At 68.6% G+C, this 20,882-nt stretch carries 20 protein-coding genes and 1 riboswitch; of the genes, 10 read left to right on the plus strand and 10 right to left on the minus strand.

The genetic code is table 11. The annotated features are described in order from the left end of the window. Positions 1–26: 26 nt before the first annotated feature. The 4 genes from BHE97_RS10585 to BHE97_RS10600 form a co-directional block, all read right to left on the minus strand. Positions 27–1,727: a cytochrome b N-terminal domain-containing protein gene (locus BHE97_RS10585; protein WP_087624044.1), complete on the minus strand. Its 1,701-nt coding sequence runs from the start codon at positions 1,725–1,727 to the stop codon at positions 27–29. A gap of 82 nt (positions 1,728–1,809) precedes the next feature. Continuing rightward, on the minus strand, positions 1,810–2,880 hold the full coding sequence (locus BHE97_RS10590) for a Rieske 2Fe-2S domain-containing protein (RefSeq protein WP_087623997.1): 1,071 nt from the start codon (positions 2,878–2,880) through the stop codon (positions 1,810–1,812). 76 nt (positions 2,881–2,956) lie between these two features. After that, a complete protein-coding gene (locus tag BHE97_RS10595) occupies positions 2,957–3,799 on the minus strand; it encodes a cytochrome c (RefSeq protein WP_201791409.1) in 843 nt (280 codons plus the stop codon). A 77-nt stretch (positions 3,800–3,876) separates the two neighbouring features. Next, positions 3,877–4,452, minus strand: coding sequence for a heme-copper oxidase subunit III (locus BHE97_RS10600; RefSeq protein ID WP_272896911.1), 576 nt, complete (start codon positions 4,450–4,452; stop codon positions 3,877–3,879). A 72-nt stretch (positions 4,453–4,524) separates the two neighbouring features. Between BHE97_RS10600 and BHE97_RS10605 the strand changes: the two genes are divergently transcribed. Together BHE97_RS10605 and trpD are read left to right on the plus strand one after the other, a co-directional pair. Beyond that, positions 4,525–4,947, plus strand: a complete 423-nt coding sequence (locus tag BHE97_RS10605) for a response regulator transcription factor (RefSeq protein ID WP_087624000.1) — start codon at positions 4,525–4,527, stop codon at positions 4,945–4,947. Then, on the plus strand, positions 4,944–5,984 hold the full coding sequence (gene trpD / locus BHE97_RS10610) for an anthranilate phosphoribosyltransferase (protein ID WP_087624001.1): 1,041 nt from the start codon (positions 4,944–4,946) through the stop codon (positions 5,982–5,984). Before BHE97_RS10605 ends, trpD begins: the two co-directional genes overlap by 4 nt. 43 nt (positions 5,985–6,027) lie before the next feature. On the opposite strand, the gene BHE97_RS10615 is transcribed toward trpD, so the two are convergent. Together BHE97_RS10615 and BHE97_RS10620 are read right to left on the minus strand one after the other, a co-directional pair. Then, positions 6,028–6,306 (minus strand): Lrp/AsnC ligand binding domain-containing protein, encoded by a 279-nt coding sequence (locus tag BHE97_RS10615; protein WP_087624002.1) that lies wholly within the window; start codon positions 6,304–6,306, stop codon positions 6,028–6,030. Beyond that, the gene (locus BHE97_RS10620; RefSeq protein ID WP_236757639.1) at positions 6,303–7,979 is read right to left on the minus strand and encodes a DEDD exonuclease domain-containing protein; all 1,677 of its coding nucleotides are present in this window, start codon (positions 7,977–7,979) and stop codon (positions 6,303–6,305) included. The genes BHE97_RS10615 and BHE97_RS10620 overlap by 4 nt, the downstream gene beginning before the upstream one ends. 110 nt (positions 7,980–8,089) lie before the next feature. On the opposite strand from BHE97_RS10620, the gene BHE97_RS10625 reads away from it, so the two are divergent. The 3 genes from BHE97_RS10625 (at position 8,090) to BHE97_RS10635 (ending at position 10,789) form a co-directional block, all read left to right on the plus strand. After that, positions 8,090–8,350, plus strand: a complete 261-nt coding sequence (locus BHE97_RS10625) for a hypothetical protein (protein ID WP_236757640.1) — start codon at positions 8,090–8,092, stop codon at positions 8,348–8,350. A gap of 65 nt (positions 8,351–8,415) precedes the next feature. Next, positions 8,416–8,558: riboswitch (cyclic di-AMP (ydaO/yuaA leader) on the plus strand. Between the two features lie 11 nt (positions 8,559–8,569). Further along, on the plus strand, positions 8,570–9,550 hold the full coding sequence (locus BHE97_RS10630; protein WP_087624005.1) for a C40 family peptidase: 981 nt from the start codon (positions 8,570–8,572) through the stop codon (positions 9,548–9,550). A gap of 12 nt (positions 9,551–9,562) precedes the next feature. Next, positions 9,563–10,789, plus strand: coding sequence for a hypothetical protein (locus BHE97_RS10635; RefSeq protein ID WP_140400093.1), 1,227 nt, complete (start codon positions 9,563–9,565; stop codon positions 10,787–10,789). Positions 10,790–10,813: 24 nt separating this feature from the next. On the opposite strand, the gene BHE97_RS10640 is transcribed toward BHE97_RS10635, so the two are convergent. Next, positions 10,814–12,550, minus strand: a complete 1,737-nt coding sequence (locus BHE97_RS10640; RefSeq protein ID WP_087624007.1) for a long-chain fatty acid--CoA ligase — start codon at positions 12,548–12,550, stop codon at positions 10,814–10,816. Between the two features lie 83 nt (positions 12,551–12,633). Between BHE97_RS10640 and BHE97_RS10645 the strand changes: the two genes are divergently transcribed. Both BHE97_RS10645 and BHE97_RS10650 read left to right on the plus strand, forming a co-directional pair. Beyond that, positions 12,634–13,086, plus strand: a complete 453-nt coding sequence (locus BHE97_RS10645; RefSeq protein WP_087624008.1) for an SRPBCC family protein — start codon at positions 12,634–12,636, stop codon at positions 13,084–13,086. Continuing rightward, positions 13,079–14,134 (plus strand): ROK family glucokinase, encoded by a 1,056-nt coding sequence (locus tag BHE97_RS10650; protein ID WP_087624009.1) that lies wholly within the window; start codon positions 13,079–13,081, stop codon positions 14,132–14,134. Before BHE97_RS10645 ends, BHE97_RS10650 begins: the two co-directional genes overlap by 8 nt. Here BHE97_RS10650 and BHE97_RS10655 read toward each other — a convergent pair. Continuing rightward, positions 14,022–14,471, minus strand: a complete 450-nt coding sequence (locus BHE97_RS10655) for a hypothetical protein (protein WP_087624010.1) — start codon at positions 14,469–14,471, stop codon at positions 14,022–14,024. The genes BHE97_RS10650 and BHE97_RS10655 overlap by 113 nt on opposite strands. Positions 14,472–14,526: 55 nt before the next feature. Between BHE97_RS10655 and BHE97_RS10660 the strand changes: the two genes are divergently transcribed. Both BHE97_RS10660 and BHE97_RS10665 read left to right on the plus strand, forming a co-directional pair. Then, a complete protein-coding gene (locus tag BHE97_RS10660; protein ID WP_087624011.1) occupies positions 14,527–15,276 on the plus strand; it encodes a lysophospholipid acyltransferase family protein in 750 nt (249 codons plus the stop codon). 23 nt (positions 15,277–15,299) lie between these two features. Next, positions 15,300–16,658 carry a 3-deoxy-7-phosphoheptulonate synthase class II gene (locus tag BHE97_RS10665; protein WP_087624012.1) on the plus strand — a complete coding sequence of 453 codons (1,359 nt, stop codon included), beginning with the start codon at positions 15,300–15,302 and terminating at the stop codon, positions 16,656–16,658. 151 nt (positions 16,659–16,809) lie between these two features. On the opposite strand, the gene pknB is transcribed toward BHE97_RS10665, so the two are convergent. Continuing rightward, positions 16,810–18,777: a Stk1 family PASTA domain-containing Ser/Thr kinase gene (pknB, locus tag BHE97_RS10670; RefSeq protein WP_087624013.1), complete on the minus strand. Its 1,968-nt coding sequence runs from the start codon at positions 18,775–18,777 to the stop codon at positions 16,810–16,812. Between the two features lie 105 nt (positions 18,778–18,882). Continuing rightward, on the minus strand, positions 18,883–19,926 hold the full coding sequence (locus tag BHE97_RS10675; RefSeq protein WP_170931364.1) for a polyprenyl synthetase family protein: 1,044 nt from the start codon (positions 19,924–19,926) through the stop codon (positions 18,883–18,885). A gap of 23 nt (positions 19,927–19,949) precedes the next feature. On the opposite strand from BHE97_RS10675, the gene metF reads away from it, so the two are divergent. Beyond that, positions 19,950–20,843: a methylenetetrahydrofolate reductase [NAD(P)H] gene (metF, locus tag BHE97_RS10680; protein WP_087624045.1), complete on the plus strand. Its 894-nt coding sequence runs from the start codon at positions 19,950–19,952 to the stop codon at positions 20,841–20,843. Positions 20,844–20,882 lie beyond the last annotated feature (39 nt).

The following is a 20,882-nucleotide window of genomic DNA, read 5'->3' on the forward strand; positions in this document are numbered from 1 at the left end:
GCCCTCGCTCTGTGTCGTGCCAGCGGTCAGTGGACCCGCGGGACGCCCGTCTCCGAGACGCCCTGGAAGTCCTCGCCCAGGTCGACCGGGTGCTGCCCCGCATCGCGCAGATGCTCCTCGGCGTGCTGCATCTCCTCGACCGTCGGCTTGTCGAACGCACCGGCGTAGTACCAGCGACGCAGACGCGCACGCAGCTTGGCCTTGCGGCCATTCGGCGCGTCCACACCATTGGCATCGACAAGCTCGGGTGCCTCGATCGCCACCGTGGCCGGCTTGGCGCTGGTGAGCGCGTACTGCGCGTCCACCGGCAGGGGAGCGTGCCGCTCGGAGTACCCGCCGTCGGGCGAGCGGTCGATGACGCCCGTCTCGAAGCCGTGGGTCAGCACCTCGTGATCCTTGCGCTGCAGGCTGATGCAGATCCGCCGCGTGATGATGAACGCGATGATCGGGCCGAGGAAGAACATCACCCGCAGGAAGTACGTGATCGCGTTCAGATCCAAGCCGAAACGCAGCGCGATGACGTCATTGCCGCCGCCGATCCAGAGCAGGCCGAAGGCCGTCATGCCGGCGACGCCCAGCGCGGTGCGCGTCGGAGCATTGCGCGGACGGTCGAGCAGGTGATGCTCGCGGTCGTCACCGGTGATCCAGCGTTCGACGAAGGGCCAGGCGCCGAGCAGCGTGAACAGGATGCCCAGGGCACCGAGGCCCGGGATCAGCACGCTCAGTGGCCAGGTGCTGCCGAAGATGTTGAACTCGAGCGGCGGGAAGATGCGCAGCGCGCCCTCCGCGAAGCCCATGTACCAGTCCGGCTGGGATCCCGCCGTCACCTCGGCCGGATTGTAGGGGCCGTAGATCCAGATGCCGTTGACCGTGAAGGTCGCCGACAGGAAGGCGATCACGCCGAAGACGATGAAGAAGAAGCCGCCCGCCTTGGCCGCGTACACCGGGAGCATCGGGTAGCCGACCACGTTCTCGTTGGTGCGTCCGGCGCCAGGGAACTGTGTGTGCTTGTGGTAGACGAGCAGCAGCATGTGCGCCGCGATCAATCCCAGCAGAAGGGCCGGGATCAACAGGATGTGCGCCATGTAGAGGCGCGGGATGATCTGATCGCCGGGGAACTCGCCGCCGAAGAGGAAGAACGAGATGTGCGTGCCCACGAGCGGGATCGACTTGATCATGCCGTCGGCGATACGAAGACCCGTGCCCGAGAGCAGGTCATCGGGCAGCGAGTAGCCGCTGAAGCCGGCCAGGATGCCGAGGGTCAGCAGACCCAGGCCGATGAGCCAGTTGATCTCGCGGGGCTTGCGATACGCGCCGGTGAAGAACACGCGCAGCATGTGCACCATCATCGCGGCGATGAACAGGTGCGCGGCCCAGTGATGCATCTGCCGCAACAGCAGACCGCCGCGGACATCGAAGCTGATGTCCAGAGCCGAGGCATAGGCCACCGACATCTCGACGCCGTTGAGCGGACGGTACGAGCCCGTATAGACGGTCTCGGCCATGCTGGGGTCGAACCACAGGGTCAGGAAGACACCGGTGATGAGCAGGACGACGAAGGACCAGAGAGCGATCTCGCCGAGCATGAACGACCAGTGCTCGGGGAAGACCTTGCGCAGGTTCTTCTTGCCGAGGGCGGCCAGACCGAGGCGCTCGTCGAGCCAGCCGACCGGGCCGGCGAGCTTCTTGCCCGTCTTGGTGTCCTCGACGGGGGTATACGTGCTCATGCCGTCACCTGCCTGGAAGAACGCGTGATGGTAGGCAGAAGCCGGCATGAGGCCCCGCCGATGATTCGTTCGCTTCGCTCACTCATGCGTTCTCCTCGTCAAGCCGCTTCTGATCCCGGTCGAGGAAGGAGTACGAGGGGCCGACGATCTCGGGGAAGTCGCTCACCGCGATCAGATAGCCTTCGTCGTCCACCGCCAGTGGGAGCTGGGGGAGCGGCCGGTATGCCGGGCCGAACACGACCTTGCCGTTGTCGGCGAGGTCGAAGGTCGACTGATGACACGGGCACAGCAGGTGGTGGGTCTGCTGTTCCCACAGGCTGATCGGGCAGCCGACGTGGGTGCAGATCTTGGAATAGCACAGGATGCCGTCGATGCCCCAGTTCTCGCGGCCCTCGGCGGGCGTGATGTCCTCCGGGCGCATCCGCACCAGGATGACCGCGGCTTTGGCCTTGGCATTGAGGACATCGTGGCCGTGCATGACGGCGTGACCTTCGTCATCGGTCTCGTAGAAGATCGCGGGCTGGCCGTTGACCAGCTGTCCGACCTCGATATCGGCGGGACGCAGCGGCTGCCCCGAGACATCGTTGACGACCCGCATGCCGGGCTCCCACACCGTGTGCGCGAGCGTGTCGCCGGGCAGCGGACCCATATCGCGCAGCATGACGATCGCCGGGAGGCCCATGGCGCCGAGGGCACCGAGCAGGCTATTGCGGATCAGCGGTCGGCGCCCGATGCCGGACTCCTCGATGCCGTCGTTGACGGCCGCCATGGTCGCCGTGCGGTCCTCGACCGAGGAGGCCGCCGGGTGACGCATCTCGATCATCTCGTGGTCGCCCATGAGCTTCTTGGCCCACTGGATGATGCCGACGCCGATGAGCAGCAGGGCACCGGCGAGGGTGATGCCGAGCGTGAAGTTGAGGGCCGACCAATTGGTGCCCGGAATGACGATCAGCTGGTCCTTGCCGATCGTGAAGTAGGCGACGCAGAAGCCGATCAGCAGCAGTGTGGCCACGCCGAACATGCCGGCGATCTGACGCTCCGTGCGCTTCTCCTGTGCCGGATCGACGTCCTGCGGACGGTACTGGTGCGCCGGCAGGCCGGGGTCGGCGATCGGGTCGCTGACAGGGGTGCGCTGTTCGATGTCGCTGCTCATGCCGCCACCGCCGAGGAGAAGACAGGGTATGCCGGTGTCGGCATGAGGTGCCTCATCATTCTCTCGCTTCGCTCGTTCATGCCTTCTTCTTCTTCGTTCTCGTGCCGTGCCAGCCGATCCAGGTGGCGAATCCGACCAGGCCGCCGATGCCGATGACCCATACGAACAGGCCGTCGCTGACCGGTCCGAAGTTGCCGCCGCTGAATCCGCCGTAGTCGGGCTCGGTGCTCATGGCCCGGACATAGCCGATGACCGCGAGCTTCTCCTCGGGCGTGATGACATCATCGGAGAAGACCGGCATCTGCTGGGGACCGGTCTGCATGGCCTCGTAGATGTGCTTGGCCTCGACACCGTGCAGGCTGGGCGCGTAGCGGCCGTTCGGCAGCGCGCCACCGGCGCCGACGGAGTTGTGGCAGGCCGTGCAGTTGGTGCGGAAGAACTCGCCGCCCCGCGCGATCTCCTCATCGGAGAGGCTCTCGTAGTCCAGGTAGCGCTCGTCGGGGATCTGCGGCCCGGGAGCCAGCGACGCGATGTATGCGGCGACCTGCGAGATCTCCTCCTCGGAGTACTCGATCTTCTTGCGGGGAGCCTGTGGCGCGGTCTGGGCCATCGGCATCCGGCCGGTACCCATCTGGAAGTCCACCGAGGCAGCGCCGACGCCGATCAACGAGGGTCCATAGTTGCCCGGCTGGTCATCGGTACCCTCGGTCACGATGCCCTGCGCGTTGACGCCGTGGCAGCTCGCGCAACCGACCAGGAAGAGCTGACGCCCCGCCTCGATGTCGTCGATCGACGTCGTCTCGGCCGTCGCCGCCTTGGGGGCCACCGCGGCGTACAGGCCACCTGTGATGAGCAGGCCCACCGCGAGAACTAACAGGCCCGCCAGCGGGTGGCGGCGTCTGGTCGACAATGTGCGCACCGAGAACCTCATTCCTCAACGATTTTCGTCAGCGTATCGGTGATAACGCGGGGATGTGACGGTTAGGTGAGCCTTGCTCACTGGATCAGGTAGATGGCCGCGAACAGCGCGACCCAGACGACATCGACGAAGTGCCAGTAGTACGAGACGACGACCGCCGAGACGGCCTGTTCGTGCGTGAACTTGCGGGCCGCATAGGTGCGCCCGATGACCAGCAGGAAGGCCAGCAGACCACCGATGACGTGGATGCCGTGGAAGCCGGTCGCCAGGTAGAAGAGGCTGCCGTAGGCCGAACTCTGGATGGTCAGGCCGTGCTCGACCAGCTCGGCGTACTCGAAGGCCTGGCCTCCGATGAAGATGGCGCCCATGATGTAGCTGAGGATGAACCACTCGCGCATGCCCCACTGGCCGATCTGCAGCAGTGAGCCCTCGCGTCCGGCGCGGCCGCGGACAGCGGCGAAGACACCGAACTGGCAGGTGAACGACGACAACACCAGGATCGTGGTGTTGGCGGTCGCGAACGGCAGATTGAGGAGCGCGGTCTCCTGCGCCCACAGCTCCGGAGCCGCGCTACGTACCGTGAAGTACGCAGCGAACAGCGCCGCGAAGAACATCAGCTCGCTGGAGAGCCAGACGATCGTTCCGACCGTCACATACGACGGCCGTCCTTCGACGCCGTGGAGCCGGGACGCGGGGATCGCAGAAGTAGTCGCCACACCCTCATTATGTACGATTCGATTGTGACCGGTCACGACACCCTGCGGGTCCTTCTGTACAGCGATGATCGCGACGTTCGGATGGCGGTCAAAACCGCCATCGGGGAGCGTCCGCACCCCGATCTCCCGGCCGTCGAATTCGTCGAGGTCGCCACCGAGCCGGTGGTGCACCGACGGCTCGACGAAGGGGGCATCGACCTCGTCATCCTCGACGGCGAGTCGGTCCCCGCGGGCGGCATGGGCATCGCCCGGCAGATCAAGGACGAGATCTTCCACGCGCCTCCGGTGATCGTCATCACCGCCCGCGAACAGGACGCCTGGTTGGCGACGTGGTCGCGGGCGGAGGCGGCCGTACCGCAGCCGATCGATCCGCTGCGCATGGCCGACGTGTTCTGCGAGGTCGCCCGCGGCCTCGCCACCGCTCCGCGATGAGCCACACCTGGCCGCGGGTCCTGGCATCGCTCGTCGCCGGCACCGATCTGGACGCCGACACCGCGCAGTGGGCGATGGGACAGATCCTGTCCGGTGAGGCGTCCGCCGCTCAGATCGCCGGCTTCGCGGTCGCGCTGCGTCAGAAGCAGGAGACGCTGCCGGAGGTCGAGGGCCTCGTGGCGGCGATGTACGCCGAAGCCACCACTCTGCGGATCGACGATCGAGTCGTCGACATCGTCGGCACCGGGGGCGACATGGCCAAGACGGTCAACATCTCCTCGATGTCGGCGGTCACCATCGCCGGTGCCGGTGTCGGCGTCGTCAAGCACGGCAATCGTGCCGCGTCGAGTCAGTCGGGGACGGCGGACGTGTTCGAGCGGCTGGGCATCCGTCTGGACGTTCCCGCGGAGCGGATCGCCGATGTCTACGCCGAGGCCGGCATCACCTTCTGCTTCGCCCCGGTGTTCCATCCGGCGCTGCGGTTCGCGGGTCCGGTGCGCCGGGAGATCGGGATCCCGACGATCTTCAACTTTCTCGGGCCGCTGACCAACCCGGCCCGCCCGGCCGCATCGGCGATCGGCTGCGCCGACGCGCGCATGGCTCCCCTGATGGCCGGCGTGCTGGCGAGCCGGGGCTCCGAGGCCTTCGTCTTCCGCGGTGATGACGGTCTTGACGAGATCACGGTATCCACCACCACGCGCGTGTGGCTGCCGGGACCCGATGGGGCGATCGTGGCCGAGACCTTCGATCCCCGCGATCTCGGCTTCACGCTGGCGGCCCCCGACGCGCTGCGCGGCGGCGATCCGGGCTTCAATGCCGATGTCTTCGCCCGTGTCATCGATGGCGAGACCGGGCCGGTGCGCGATGCGGTGCTGCTCAACGCGGGTGCGGGGATCGCCGCGCACGCCGCGGCGCCCGGCACTTTCACCGAGCGGCTCACCGACGGTGTTCGACGCGCCGCCGAGTCGATCGACTCCGGTGCCGCGCGTGCCACGCTGGATCGTTGGAGTCGGGTCACCCAGCGTCTCGCCGGCTGATCTTCTCCGGCCCTCTGGAATCGGGGTCCGCGCCGGGTGGGTGTTAGTCGAGGCCGATGGAGAAGGCGTCCTCGAGATCGTGCCGGCTGAACGCACGGTAGGCGATCTGGGTCTGGGTGCTGAGCACGCCGGGCACCTTGTTGATGCGGTCGGGGACGACACGGGCGATCTCGTCGTGGGAGCGCACCCGCACCATCGCGATGAGATCCAGCTCGCCGGTCACGGAGTAGACCTCGCTCACCCCGGAGATCTCAGCGATCTGCTGGGCGATCTCGGAGATCTGCGAGACCTCGGCCTCGATGAAGACAATCGCGGTGATCACACAGTGAGCATAGATCGATCGACCTCATAGCGGTCGAGGTGACGTGCCGTGCTCCAACGCGGAGACGCCCAGGTCCCCTCGATGAGCCGCACCCCGGGCTGCTCGAGCCAGCGGAGCACCGCCTCGGACTCCTCGATGAGGGCCGATGGCGCCGGCCCCGTGGGGGCGGCGACCGATTCGGCGGTGGCCACGAGAGCCTCGATCCACGGCCAGGTCGCCGCGCCCCGGGGGAGGACTCCCGCAGCCGCCAATCGGCCATGACGGACGACATGCACCTCCCAGCCGTCGGTGCGGGGGGCCGCCGCGATCAGCTGGGGGATGCCGGCGACTCCCGCGAGCCGCTGGGCTCGCCTGCTCCCGCGCAGGAAGGCCGTGAGCCGATCGCGCCAGACTCCGGCCTGCTCGTATCGCTCGCGCTCAGCCTGCTCGCGCATCTTGGCATCGATCCGCTCGACGACAACGGCATGCTGATCGCCACGCAGGGCGTCTCGCAGCCGCTCCACCTCCCCGGCGTACTCCGCTGCGCCGACCGAACCGTCGCAGGGAGAGAGGCAGCGACCGATGTCGGCGAGGGCGCACGGTGACCGGCGCGGCTCTTTGCCGAATCGCGTGGCGCACTGGCGTACGCGGAAGGTCTCGTGCAAGGCGGCGACGGCCGCCTCGGCGGCGGCCCGGCGGAAGGGCCCGATGTAATCGGCATCATCGCTGACCCGGGTCACGATCGACAGCCGCGGCCAGGGCTCGCGGGTGAGCTTGATCCAGGATTGCCGCTCAGGGAATTTGGAGCGCTTGTTGTAGGGCGGGCGATGCGCGTCGATGAGCCGCAGCTCCCGGACAGCCGCCTCGAGCGCGGTGCTGCACGACACCGTGTCGACGCGCTCGGCGATCGCGAGCATCTCGCCCATGCGTGAGCGGGTCTCAGAACGGGTGAAATAGGTTCGCACCCGCTTGCGCAGGGATCGTGAGGTGCCGACATAGAGGACGCGGTCGTCGCGATCGCGGAAGAGGTAGACGCCGGGGCCGTCGGGCAGTCCGTCGGCGAGGTGGCGCCGTCGACGCTGTGCCGGGGCGACGGCGGCGGTGAGATCGCGGACCTCCTCGAGCGTGTCCACGCCGAGCGAGCCGAGCCTCTCGAACAGCGTGTGCAGGACGTCGACGGTGGCCCGTGCGTCGGTGAGCGCACGGTGATCGGGCACGACATCGGAGAAGCGCGCCGCGAGGGTGGCGAGTTTGACATTGGGGACCTCGTCGCGCAGGAGTGCGCGTCGAGCGATCACCGCGGTATCCAGGACCTCGAAGCGGGGCCAGGGTAGCTCGAGCTGGGCGGCCGCGTGCTTGAGGAAGCCCGTGTCGAAGGGAGCGTTGTGGGCGACGAGCACACAGCCCTGTGCGAACTCCAGGAAGCTCGGCAGGACCTCGGCGATGCGTGGCGCGTCGATGACCATCTGATCGGTGATGCCGGTGAGCACCGTGATGAACGCCGGGATCGACTCATCGGGGTTGACGAGGGTCTGGAACTCTCCGAGAACCTCACCGCCGCGGACCTTGACCGCGCCGACCTCGGTGATCTTCGCGCCCTTGGCGGGGGAGCCGCCGGTGGTCTCCAGGTCGACGACACAGAAGGTGACGTCGTGCAAGGGACGGCCGAGGTCCTCGAAGCTTGGTTGGAACACGCGGATCACCCTAGGGTCGGCCACCGTCAATTCCGCGTGGGCCGCGGGAGGGCCACCTCCTGCGACACGCCGGACCGAAAGTGTCAGTGGGTCTGCTTAGTGTCGGGCACATGAAGGACATGAGCTTTGCCACACCGCTTCCTGGGCCAGGTGCGGACCCGCTCGTCGTGGACTGCGACAGCTGCGTCGTGCGCAGCCCCGGGGCCTGCGGCGATTGCGTCGTCAGCGTCTTGCTGGGTCCGCCACAGGATGTCGTCGCCCTCGATGACGCCGAGCGTTCCGCCCTCGGCGCCCTCGCCGATTCCGGACTCGTCCCCCCACTTCGGCTGATGACCCTCGATGATCCGCCGACGCACCGCGACGCGAGTTGAATCAGCCCCGCTCGTTGCCTAGAGTGAGGCCTTGTGTCATCGATGAACTCCGTCGACCGATGGGGGCGATGGCACCGCCGAATCGCCCTCGGGCGGACCGGGGAACCAATCAGTGTGGGGTGAATCCTCGCCGGACATGTCCGACGAGGTAGGGCAGCCTTGAGCCCGAATCCGTCAGCTCACCCGGTAGGCGTCGAGGTATCGAGCAGGAGTTGATCCGTGCCACGCACGCATCGCACGACGCGCCTTCGCGCGTTCGCCGTCGGAACGACGTCATTGGGCCTCGCGGCCGTCATGTCTCTGACGTCGGCCCAGGCTGACCCTCAGGTCACCGCCGACGACGTCGAGAAGGCCTTCCACGCCGCTGAGGCGGCCAATGAGGAGGTCAACCAGCTCACCGAGGACCAGGAGACGCTGCAGCGCCGCATCGACGCGCTCACCCAGGAGATCGAGCAGGTCCAGTCGCAGTACGACGCGCAGCGCACCGAGCTCGAGTCCGCCATCGTCCAGCAGCATCTCGATGCTCCGCTGGGCCCGACGGTCAACCTCATCGCGAGCAAGGACGCCCAGGTCTTCCTCGACGGCCTGAGCGCCGTCGACGCGCTCAACACCTCGCGCTCGGAGGCCCTCGACGCGTTCTCCGACACCCATCGCGACCTGAAGAACCGCCAGAAGCAGCTCGAGCAGCATCGCGCCAAGCTCGAGGCCGCGGTGGCCGAGGCCGAGGAGAAGCAGGCCGAGGTCCAGAGCGCCTACGAGCAGGCCCAGGCCGATCTCGAGCGTCTCGATGCCGCGCAGCAGGAGCAGATCAACGCGCCGGGTGAGACCGAGGCGCCCGATGTCGAGATCCCTCCGGGGAGCGGCAATGCGCAGGCCGCGATCGAGTTCGCCCTCGCCCAGCTGGGCGACCCCTACGCTTACGGCGGCACCGGTCCCGACAGCTGGGACTGCTCGGGTCTGACCCAGGCCGCGTGGGCCGCCGCCGGCGTCTCGCTGCCTCGCGTCGTCGGCCCGCAGATCAATGCCGGCACCCGGATCCCGCTCAGCGAGGTCCAGCCTGGCGATCTCGTGGCGTACTCGAGCATGTCGCACATCGGCATGTACATCGGTAACGGCCAGGTCATCCACGCGCCGCGTCCAGGTAAGACCGTTGAGATCGTCGGTCTCGGCGGATTCGACGTCGCCGCGCGCGTCGGCTGATCGACCGACGCCATGCCTGAGGGGCCCGCAGCGGGCCCCTCGCGGGTGGTGCGAGCCAATGTGTTCGCCCTCGCCGCGCTGATCGTGATGGGCGCCGGGGTGCTGCTATGGCAGCAACCCTGGCGCCCTTCCTCGTCTGCGGACGAGGTGTCGTATCCCGATGCCCCTACGCGAGTCATCGATCAGCAGCTGCGGGCGATGAGCGATACCACCGGGGAGGAGCTCATCGCCGCTGCCGGCCGTACGGGGACGGCGAAGCGAGCCGTGGAGGTCCTCGATCTCCTCGGCGGCAGGGAGGTCCGCTTCGGCTATGTCGACGGGGGACAGGCGCCCACGCGCGACGACGGTTCGACGACCGTCACCGTCCGGGTCACCTGGCAGACCGATGGCTCGGTGCTCCCCGCCGCGGAACGTGCCAGTGAGGTCGAACTGGTGATGCGCCCCGACGGGGATCGCTTCGCCTGGACCGGCACGGATCGCCGGGACGGCGAGCCGCTCCCGCTGTGGCTGGCCGGGGAGATCAGCGTGGACGTCAGGGGGGAGGCGGTGGTCGTCGCGGTCGGGGACGCGCGGTCCGAGGAGATCGCCCCGTCGGCCGTAGACGCCGCGCGACGCGCGCGAGAGGAACTCGGGGACACCGCGGGAGACCGGCTCGTCCTCGTCGTCCCCGCGACCGACGCGGGGCTCGGGCGTCTCGCCGGACGGGCTCCCGACGAAGCCGCCGCGATCGCCGCGGTCACCACCCGGCTGGACGCCACCTCGGACGCGGGGGCGGTCGTCGCCCTCAACCCCGCGGTCTTCGCCGAGATGGACGAACGCGGCCGACGCATCGTCTTGGTCCATGAGGCCGTGCACCAGCTGACGCAGGTCGTCGGCGCGCGTGTGGAGATGTGGGTGGCCGAGGGCTATGCCGATGAGATCGCCCTGCGCGGAGATACCGCGGACGTGGACACGAGTGCGGGACGGATCCTGGGCCAGGTGCGACGTGAGGGGCCGCCCTCGGCCTTGCCCGGCCCCCAGGACTTCGGCGATGCCGAGCGGGTCACCGCCGTCTACGAGTCCGCTTGGCTCGCGGTGCGCATGCTCGTGGAGGAGTACGGCGACGCCCGGGTACGGGAGTTCTACGATGCCGTCGTCGCCGGGTCACCGGTGGACACGGCCCTGGCGGACGTCCTCGGCACGGACCTGGACACCGTGACGACGCAGTGGCGGGACTACCTGGTCACGCTCGCCTCCTGACGGACCGCCGCCGGATGAGGGCGCTCAGCGGACGTACAGGGACTCGACCAGATCGTGGAAGTCGCGCAGCACGACGGGCCGCTTCACCTTGAACGAGGGTGTCAGGTAGCCGTTGTCCTCAGTCCAGTCCTCATCGAGGATCACGAACTTGCGGATCGACTCCGCCCGCGAGACCTGGGTGTTGGCCTCGTCGACGGCGCCCTGGATGGCGTCGCGCAGCTCATCATCGTCCAGCGAACCCTCCCAGTGCTCCTGGTCGATCGTCACGAGGGCACCGATGAACGGCTTGCCATCGCCCACCACGAGGCACTGGCTCACATACGGATGGGCCCGCACGCGATCCTCCAGGACGCTCGGGGAGACGTTCTTGCCGCCCGCTGTGACGATGATCTCCTTCTTGCGCCCGGTGATCCGGATGAAGCCGTCGTCATCGATCTCACCCAGATCGCCGGTGTGGAACCAGCCGTCCTCGGTGAGCACCTGCGCCGTGGCCTCCGGGTTGTTCCAGTAGCCGCCGAAGATCTGCGGCCCGCGGAAGAGCAGCTCGCCGTCCTCGGCGACCCTCACCTCGGTATCGGGGAAGGGCAGCCCGACGGTGCCCATGCGCTGCCGCTCGATTCGGTTGGCCGCGAGGGCGGCGGTGCTCTCGGTCAAGCCATAGCCCTCCAACACGATGACGCCGATGCCGCGGTAGAAATGGCCGAGTCGGTCACCCAGCGGGGCGCCTCCGGAAATCGCATAGCGGGCCTTGCCGCCGAGCGCGTCGCGCAGCTTGCCGTACACGAGGCGGTCGAAGAGCGCGTGCCGCAGACGCAGTCCGAGGCCCGCGCGACCGCCGTCCTCGGTGGCACGGCTGTAGGCGATCGCCGCCTGCGCGGCGCGATCGAAGATCCTGCCCTTGCCCTCCGCATAGGCCTTGGCGCTGGCTGAGTTGAAGACCTTCTCGAACACGCGGGGCACGCCGAGCACGAAGGTGGGCTGGAACTCGCCCAGATGCTCCACGAGATCGGGGATGTCGGCGGTGTGGCCGAGGACGGCGCCGGAACGGATCGCGCCGATCTGGATGATGCGCGCGAAGACGTGGGCGAGGGGCAGGAAGAGGAGGGTCGAGGCGTCGGGCTCGGCGAACATCTCCGGCAGCACCTCGATCGCGCCGCCCAGCTCCGCCCGGAAGTTGCCGTGCGTCAGCTCGCAGCCCTTGGGACGTCCGGTGGTGCCCGAGGTGTAGATGAGAGTGGCGATCGACTCCGAGGACAAGGTCGCGAGGCGCTCGTCGACGGTGGCGTCGTCGATCTCCTCGCCCGCGGCGGGCAACGCCGCGAGGACATCCTCGATGGGGCGGATGCTGCGGACGGCCGGGGCCTCGGTCCGCGCCTGCTCGACGCGGTCGCGATGCTCCTCGGTCTCCACGAAGACGTGCGTGGCACCGGAGTCAGACAGGATCCACGCGATCTGCGAGGCCGAGGAGGTCTCATAGACCGGCACGCTGACAGCACCCGCCCACCAGATCGCGTAGTCGAGGACCGTCCACTCGTAACGGGTCTTGGCGATGATGGCGACCCGGTCGCCGGCTTGCACGCCCTCGGCCACCAGGCCCTTCGCGGCGGCTACGACCTGCGCGTGGAACTCGCGGGTGGTGACCTCGGTCCAGGCTCCGTCGATCCGGCGGCGCAGCGCTATCTCGTCGGGTGCCTCGACGACTCGGTCCAGCAGGTCGTGCGAGAGGTTGCCGAGGTCACTGGCGGGTGCTGCAGTACTCACAGTCCGTCACCCTACCTCCGGCGACCACTAGGCTGTACGGGGAGCGATGCTCCCCGCCGTTCACCACTGACCCAGGAGGATCGATGGCGCGCACCGAGAGCAGCATCGTCGTGGCCGCGCCGGCGGCCGATGTCATGGCCGTCATCGCCGACTTCGAGCACTATCCGCAGTGGGCCACCGGCATGCAGGAGGCCGAGGTCGTCGCCGATGGTCCTGCCGGTCGCGCCCGCGACGTGCGCTTCGTGCTCGCCGCCGCACCGATCAGCGATGAGTTCACCTTGCGCTACGACTGGGACGGCGACCGCGGTGTCTCCTGGAGTCTGCACGGTGATGCCTCGATGCTCACCGCGATGGACGGTGCCTATCTGCTGCGCCCGGTCGACGACGGCACCGAGGTGACCTACCAGCTGCGCGTCGACGTCAAGGTGCCGCTGCTGGGCATGTTGAAGCGCAAGGCGGAGAAGGTCATCGTCGACACGGCGCTCAAAGGCCTGAAGAAACGTGTCGAGGGGATCGCCGGGGCGAGCGATGGCTGACCGGCTCGCGATCGGCATCGACATCGGCGGCACCAAGATCGCCGCCGGGGTCGTCGACGAGGATGGCCGCCTGCTGGCGCAGAGCCGACGTGAGACGCCCACCACCGATCCGGTCGCGATGGTCGACGCGATCGCAGAGATCACCGCGGCGTTCCGCGACGACTGGCCCGTGCGGGCGCTCGGGGTCGGAGCGGCCGGCTATGTCGATGCCTCGCAGTCCACGGTCGTGTTCTCCCCGCATCTGGCGTGGCGGCATGAGCCCTTGCGCGATGCCATCGCCCGGCGGACCCGCTTGCCGGTGCTCGTCGACAACGACGCGAATGCGAGCGGCTGGGCCGAGTGGCGGTTCGGCGCCGCCCAGAACGAGGCCGATCTGGTGATGGTGACCCTCGGGACCGGTATCGGCGGGGCGATCGTCATCGATGGCCAGCCCTATCGGGGCCACTTCGGCATCGCGGGAGAGTTCGGGCACATGCAGGTGGTTCCCGAGGGCCGGCCCTGCGAATGCGGCAACAGAGGCTGCTGGGAGCAGTACGCCAGCGGTCGCGTGCTCCAGCGGCACGCCCGGGCAGCGGTCGAGGAGGCGACGCCCTTCGGCGCCGCGCTGCTCGCCGCGGCGGACGGCGACCCCGCGCGGGTCGACGGTGCGCTGGTCGGTCGCTTCGCCGCGCAGGGCGAGGAGGAGGCGGTGTCCTGGCTGACGGAGGTCGGAGACTGGCTCGGAGTCGGGCTGGCCAATGTCGCCGCCGCCCTCGATCCGGGGGTCTTCATCGTGGGCGGGGGAGTGAGTGCGAACGGAGACCTGCTGCTGGGTCCGGCGCGGGCTGCCTTCGCGAGGAGCCTGACCGGACGCGGCTACCGCGCCGAGGCGCGCATCGTCGGGGCGCATCTGGGGCCCGAGGCCGGTCTCATCGGCGCCGCCGACATGGCCCGGATCACAGCTCGGCGCCGTCGTCTGGCCAGTCCCGGTGCGAGGGTCCGCGTTCGGGGAGCCGCCAGAACAACCAGGCCACCGAGACGATCGAGGCGACCGTCAGCAGAGCAATGAGCCAGCTGGCGACCCAGAAGTCGAAGAGGAAGGACGCGACGACCAGGACGGGCGCCGCGAGCACGCCGGCCCAGGCCAGTCCGGTGCCCGGTGCGGGGCGGACACGGGCGGGAGGCACCTGGCGGTAGAACGGCACCTCGTCGTCGCCCTCGTCCTCGCGCAGCTCCGGGGGGAGATCGTCATCGAGGTCGGCGGGACCGGCAGGGACAGCGTCCTCCGTCTCGCGTTCGCGGGCATGACGTTCGGCGGCCTCGTCGAGGTCGGGAAGGTCGCTGAGATCCAGATCCAGTCCCTCGACGATCCGATCGAATGCGTCGCGCTCGTCGCGCTCGTCCATGGCGACATCTTCGCACCAGTGGGGCCGCGCGGGCCAGGGGAGGTATGGTTCCGTCGTGCTCTACTGGTTCTTGAAGTACCTGGCGTTGGGCCCGCTGCTGCGCGTCATCTTCCGTCCGTTCGCCGAGGGGCTCGAGAACGTGCCGTCCGAGGGCCCGGTGATCCTGGCCGTCAACCACCTCTCCTATAGCGACTGGCTGTTCATGCCGCTCGTGATGCCCCGCCGGGTGACCTTCGTGGCGAAGGCCGAGTACTTCGAGGCGCCGGGCGTCAAGGGTTGGCTGCAGAAGAAGTTCTTCGGGGGCACGGGCCAGGTCCCCATCGACCGCACGAGCGGATCTTCAGCCGCCGGGGCGCTCAAGACGCAGCTGCGGCTGCTGTCTGAGGGAGAGGTCTGCGGCATCTTCCCCGAGGGCACGCGCTCGCACGACGGCAAGCTCTATCGCGGGCGCACGGGCGTCGCCCGGGTCGCGCTGGAGGCCAAGGTTCCGGTCATCCCCGTCGCGGTCATCAATACCGATGTGATCGCCCCTCCGGGCAAGATCTTCGGACGCTTCGCCAGGCCCGGCGTGCGTTTCGGCGAGCCCCTCGACTTCAGCCGCTATGAGGGACTCGAGGGCGATCGCTTCATCCTGCGCGCGGTCACCGACGAGATCATGTACGAGATCATGAACCTGTCCGGACAGGAGTACGTCGATCTCTACGCGCAGGACGCCAAGAAGCGCGACAAGGAACGTGCCGATGCCGAGCGTAAGGCCGAGGAGAAGGCCGCCGTCGACGAGGTCTGGGACGAGATCGCCGAGTAGCCGAAACCGTGATTCGGGCGCCGATGGCGACCGCGTATCCTAGTGCGGTGAGCATTCCCAGCCTTGACGACCTGCGCGCGATCGGCGCCGCACAGCAGCCGACTTATGCCGATTCGATCGACCGTGACCGCACGGTCGACACGCTGCGGAAGATGCCGCCGCTGGTCTTTGCGGGCGAGTGCGATGCCCTGCGCGACAAGATGGCCGCCGTCGCTCGCGGCGAGGCTTTCCTGCTGCAGGGCGGGGACTGCGCTGAGACCTTCGAGGGTGTGACGGCCGAGAACACCCGCAACAAGTTGCGGGTGCTGCTCTCGATGGCTGTCGTGCTGACCTACGCCGCGAGCGTCCCCGTGGTCAAGGTCGGCCGCCTGGCCGGCCAGTTCGCCAAGCCGCGCTCGAGCGATGCCGAGACCCGCGACGGCGTCACGCTGCCCGCCTACCGCGGTGATGCCGTGAACGGCTTCGAGTTCACCCCCGAGGCCCGTCGCCATGATCCCCAGCGCCTGCTGGACGTCTACCATGCGTCGAGCTCCACGCTGAACCTCATCCGCGCCTTCACCACCGGCGGCTACGCCGACCTGCGGCAGATGCACGAGTGGAATACCGACTTCGTGCGCAGCAGCCCCGTCGGCGAGCGGTACGAGCGGGTCGGTGCGGAGATCGACCGCGCCCTGGCCTTCATGTCGGCCATCGGAGCCGACCCGGCGGAGCTGCACACGGTCGACTTCTACTCCTCGCACGAGGCCCTCGTGCTGGAGTACGAGCATGCGCTCACGCGCATCGACTCGCGCACGGACCGTCCTTACGACGTCTCGGGCCACTTCGTGTGGATCGGGGAGCGCACCCGCCAGCTCGACGGCGCCCATGTGGAGCTGCTCAGCCACATCGCCAATCCCATTGGCGTCAAGCTCGGCCCCACGTCGACGGCCGATGACGCGATCGCCCTGTACGAGAAGCTCAATCCTGAGCGCACGCCCGGCAAGGTCACCTTCATCACGCGCTTCGGCGCGGAGAAGATCCGCGATCTGCTGCCGCAGCTCATCGAGAAGGTCGGTGCGGCGGGCGTCGAGGTCGCTTGGGTGACCGATCCGATGCACGGCAACACCTTCGCCACCGATAACGGCTACAAGACCCGCGACTTCGATGCGGTCATCGACGAGGTCCGTGGCTTCTTCGAGGTGCACCGTTCGCTCGGCACCTGGCCCGGGGGCCTGCACGTCGAGCTGACCGGAGACGATGTCACCGAGTGCGTCGGCGGTGGCTCTCGGCTCTCGGCCGCCGACCTGGAGACCCGCTACGAGACGCTGTGCGATCCCCGCCTCAACCGGGCGCAGTCGCTCGAACTGGCCTTCCTCGTCGCGGAGATGCTCGGCCACAACTGAGCCTCACCCGTCGGGGGCGGTGAGTTACGCCCCCCTCGCCGGGTGGGCGGTGACGTACGCACGTCTCGCTGCTGGGGGCGGTGACGTACGCACGTCTCCCGGCCCGTGAGGCGTGCGTACGTCACCGCCCCACGCGGCGCGAGGGACCGGCTCAGCTGAAGAAGACGGTGACGGTGTCACCGCGCTCGCGCTCGGATCCGGGACTGGGGCTCTGGAAGCGCACCTTCGGATCGTCGCCGGCGAGCGGATTGCGCGTCGCGTTGATCTCCAGGCCGAGATCCTCCAAGGCCTTGCGCGCCTCGTCCTCGGTCATGCCCGAGAGGTCCGGAACCTCGATGATCTCCGGGCCCTGCGAGACGACGATCGTCACCGTGTCGCCACGGAAGGCGCTCCCGCCCTGGGGATTCTGGGAGATCACGATCCCCTCGTCGACCTCATCGCTGAACTGCTCCTCGACCCTGACCAGGAATCCGGCTTCCTGCAGACCGGCCTGGGCCTCATCGGCGGTCTTGCCGGTGAAGTCGGTGATGGCGATCGGCTCCCGGCCCTTGCTGATGACGAGGTCGAGCGAGGTGTCGCGCCTGACCTGCTCACCGACCTCATGGTTGGCGATGCGGATGACGCTGCCCTCGGGGATCTCCTCGTGGAACTCCTCGGGGGTCTCACCGATCCGCAGATTGAGCGAGCCGACGATCGTGCGGGCCTCGTCGAGTGTCTTGCCGGCGAGGTCGGGGACCTCGTAGCGTTCCTGGCCCTTGGAGACCGTGATCGAGATGAGCGTCCCGGGCAGCACACGCTCGCCGGGCTCCGGGTCGGTCGAGATCACGTGATCGGCCGGGATCTCCTCGTGGAAGGCGTCCGGGGTGAACTCGACCTCGAAGCCCGCGGACTCCGCCGCTGACACCGCGTCCTCGCGGCTCATGCTGGTGAGATCGGGGGCGTCGGTGTAGCGGCCGTCCGCGACGTACCAGCCCGCGAGGGCGACGACCGCGAGGGCGACGAGGGCGGCCAGGAGCAGGACCGCGCCGCGTCGCGGACGCCGCCGGGAAGGGGGCGCTTCCTCAGCCGCCTCGTTCTCGGCAAGGCCTGCCGCGGCCGGAGCCCAGGCCATGGTGTGCTCGGGCACGGCTGCACGGGTAGCCACGGTCGCGTGCTCGTCGGCATCGAGGGGATAGCCCGTGAAATCGACCTGCTGCGTGGGCTCGCCGTCAGTACCGGGGCGACGGGACGGGCGCAGGTCGGCAGCCAGCTCAGGGTCATCGGGCAGACCGGCGGCAAGGGCGTGCCGGACCTGGCGGACCTGGTGCAGGAGCGCGCGGGCATCGGGGGAGCGACGCTCGGGATCGCGAGCCGTGGCCCGTGCCACCAGTGCGTCGACATAGTCGGGGAGCTCGGGTACCAGGGTTGACGGCGGGGCGACGTCCTCGTTGACGTGCAGATAGGCCACCTGGATCGGCGTATCGGCCGCGTGCGGCTTGTCGCCCGTAAGCATCTCGAAGAGCATCGCCCCGCAGGCGTAGACATCCGCACGCGGATCGGCGCCGCGGTGCAGGACGACCTCGGGGGCCAGATAGGAGACGGTGCCGATCAGGGTACCGCCGGAGTGCGTCGTGGAGGTGTTGACGGCGCGAGCCAGGCCGAAGTCGGCGACCTTGACATCGCCCGCGGGTGTGATGAGCACGTTCTCGGGCTTGACATCGCGGTGGATCAACCGGGCGGTGTGCGCCTCGGACAGGGCCTGCAGGATCGGGTCGAGGAAGGCGAGAGCCTGCTGCGGGGACATCGGCGCGGTGTCGCGGATGACATCGCGCAGTGTGCGGCCCGGCACGTACTCCATCACCAGATAGGTGATGTCGCCATCGGTGCCCTGGTCGAATACGGCCACGACATGGCGATGGTTGAGCTTGGCCGCGGCTTTGGCCTCGGCGACGAAGCGCTGCCGGAAGTCGTCGGCGTCCCCGAGATCGGCGTGCATGATCTTGACTGCGACCACGCGATCGAGCCGTAGATCCGTGGCCCGGAAGACGCTGGCCATGCCTCCGCGAGCGATGCGCTCATGGATCACGTAACGCCCGTCGAGCGTGTGCCCGACGAGCGCCTGATCTCCGGCGACGCTCACGTCAGTCCTCCTGAACCTGGGGAAGGGGCTCGTCGAGAGCCCCTTCGAGTGTAGAGAACCGCACGGAGAGGACGGCTGATCTGCCCTGTGATGGCGTGCCCGCGGTCAGCGTACGCGGCGTGTCGTGGCCCGGGCGAGCGGACCGAGGATCGCGACCGCATGGTCGCCGAGTGCTGCCAACGCCGCATCGGACTGCGCCTCGAGCCGGCCGATCTCCGCCTCGACATCGGCCCGCGCTCCGCTCTGGTCGATGAGCACGGTCAACTCGTCGACCGTGTCATCGCGTCCCAGCAGTGAGAAGAGGCGGCGGGCCTCGCCGCGTTCGGCCGCGCGAGCGATGAGCACGGTGCGCTTGCCCTCGCGCAGGTCGTCACCGGCCGGCTTGCCCGTGGTCTCTGGATCGCCGAAGACGCCGAGGACGTCGTCGCGCAGCTGGAAGGCCTCGCCGAGCGGCAGGGCGATCGCCGACAATCCTTCGATGAGCTCGGGAGACGCGCCGGCGAGGGCGGCGCCGATGTGCAGGGGTCGTTCCACGGTGTACTTCGCGGACTTGAACCGGACGACCCGCAGGGCGTCATCCGCGTCGAGCCGGTCGCGGGTCTGTGCCACGACATCGAGGTACTGTCCGGCGATGACCTCGGACTTGGCCAGGTCCCAGTACTCCAGGGCGTCCGTGAGGTGCCAGTCGGCCTGTTGAGGCACCGAGCGGATCACATCATCGGCCCAGCTGAGCAGGAGGTCGCCGAGCAGGACCGCGACCTGTTCCCCGAAGCGTTCCGGATCGCCGACACGTCCCTCGCCCCGGTGGACCTGCTCGAACGCACGGTGGACACTGGGCCGCCCGCGGCGGGTATCGGAGCCGTCCATCAGGTCGTCGTGCACCAGAGCACTGCCCTGGAGCCATTCGAAGGCCGAGGCCGCGCGGGCGATTCGGGCGTCGCCGGGGGTGCCGCCGCCGATGAGCCAGCCGGCGTAGCAGAACAGCGGACGTAGCAGCTTGCCGCCGCCGACGAAGTCCTCCGCGGCGTCCACCAGCCCGGCGACCTCGTCGTCGACCTCGGCGAGACGTCGGCGCTGCAGATCCGCGAAGCGCTCGAGTTCGCGGCCCACGCTCTCTCGGAATGTGGAATCGTCGAGGGGGCTGGTCACGCCGACGACGATACCGTGGAGTCGTGTCCGCACCCGATCGCTCCCTCATCGACGCTCTCCGCAGCGACCGTCCCACCACGTCCTTCGAGTTCTTCCCGCCGAAGGATGATGAGGGTGAGGCGCAGCTGTGGCAGACGATCGCCGATCTCGAACCCCTCGATCCCACTTTCGTCTCCGTGACCTACGGGGCCGGCGGCACGCATCAGGACCGCACGATCCGGGTCACGGAGCGGATCGCGCGGGAGTCCTCGATGAAGCCGGTCGGCCACCTGACCCTCGTGGGTCAGAGCACGGCGGAGATCGAGAACGTGCTCAAGCAGTACCTCGCCGCCGGTGTCGATCACGTCCTGGTCCTGCGTGGCGATCCCCAGGGCGGCCCTCGTGCACCGTGGGAGCGCCACCCCGAGGGCATGGACCATGCGCTCGAGCTGGTCGAGCTCGCGGCGCGTCTCGGCGGGCTCACGGTCGGCGTGGCGGCGTTCCCTGAGGGACATCCCGATGCCGCCGATCGCGAGGCCTGCGCCGATGTGCTGGTGTCGAAGGCCGAGGCTGGTGCGGAGTTCGCGATCACCCAGCTGTTCTTCCGGGCGAGCGACTACGTCGATCTGGTCCGCCGGCTCGATGTGCGCGGATGTGATCTCCCGGTGATCCCGGGGATCATGCCGATCCTGAACTTCTCGCAGGTCTCCCGCATGGCCGAGCTGTCCGGTGCCGCGTTGCCCCCCGAGGTGCTCGAGCAGATCGAGCCGCTGGCCGATGATCGTGCGGCAGTGCGGGCGAAAGGGATCGAGCTCGCCACCCAGCTCTGCCGCGATGTGCTCGCGGCCGGGGCGCCCGGTCTGCACTTCATGACGTTGAACCGCTCGAAGGCCACCCGTGAGATCTTCCGGTCTCTGCGCGACGAAGGCCTCATCTGACCCCCTCCCCGCCAGGGCGGTGAGCAGTCAACCGATGGC

Origin of the sequence: Aeromicrobium sp. PE09-221, from assembly GCF_002174305.1 — a bacterium.
Lineage (GTDB): Bacteria > Actinomycetota > Actinomycetes > Propionibacteriales > Nocardioidaceae > Aeromicrobium.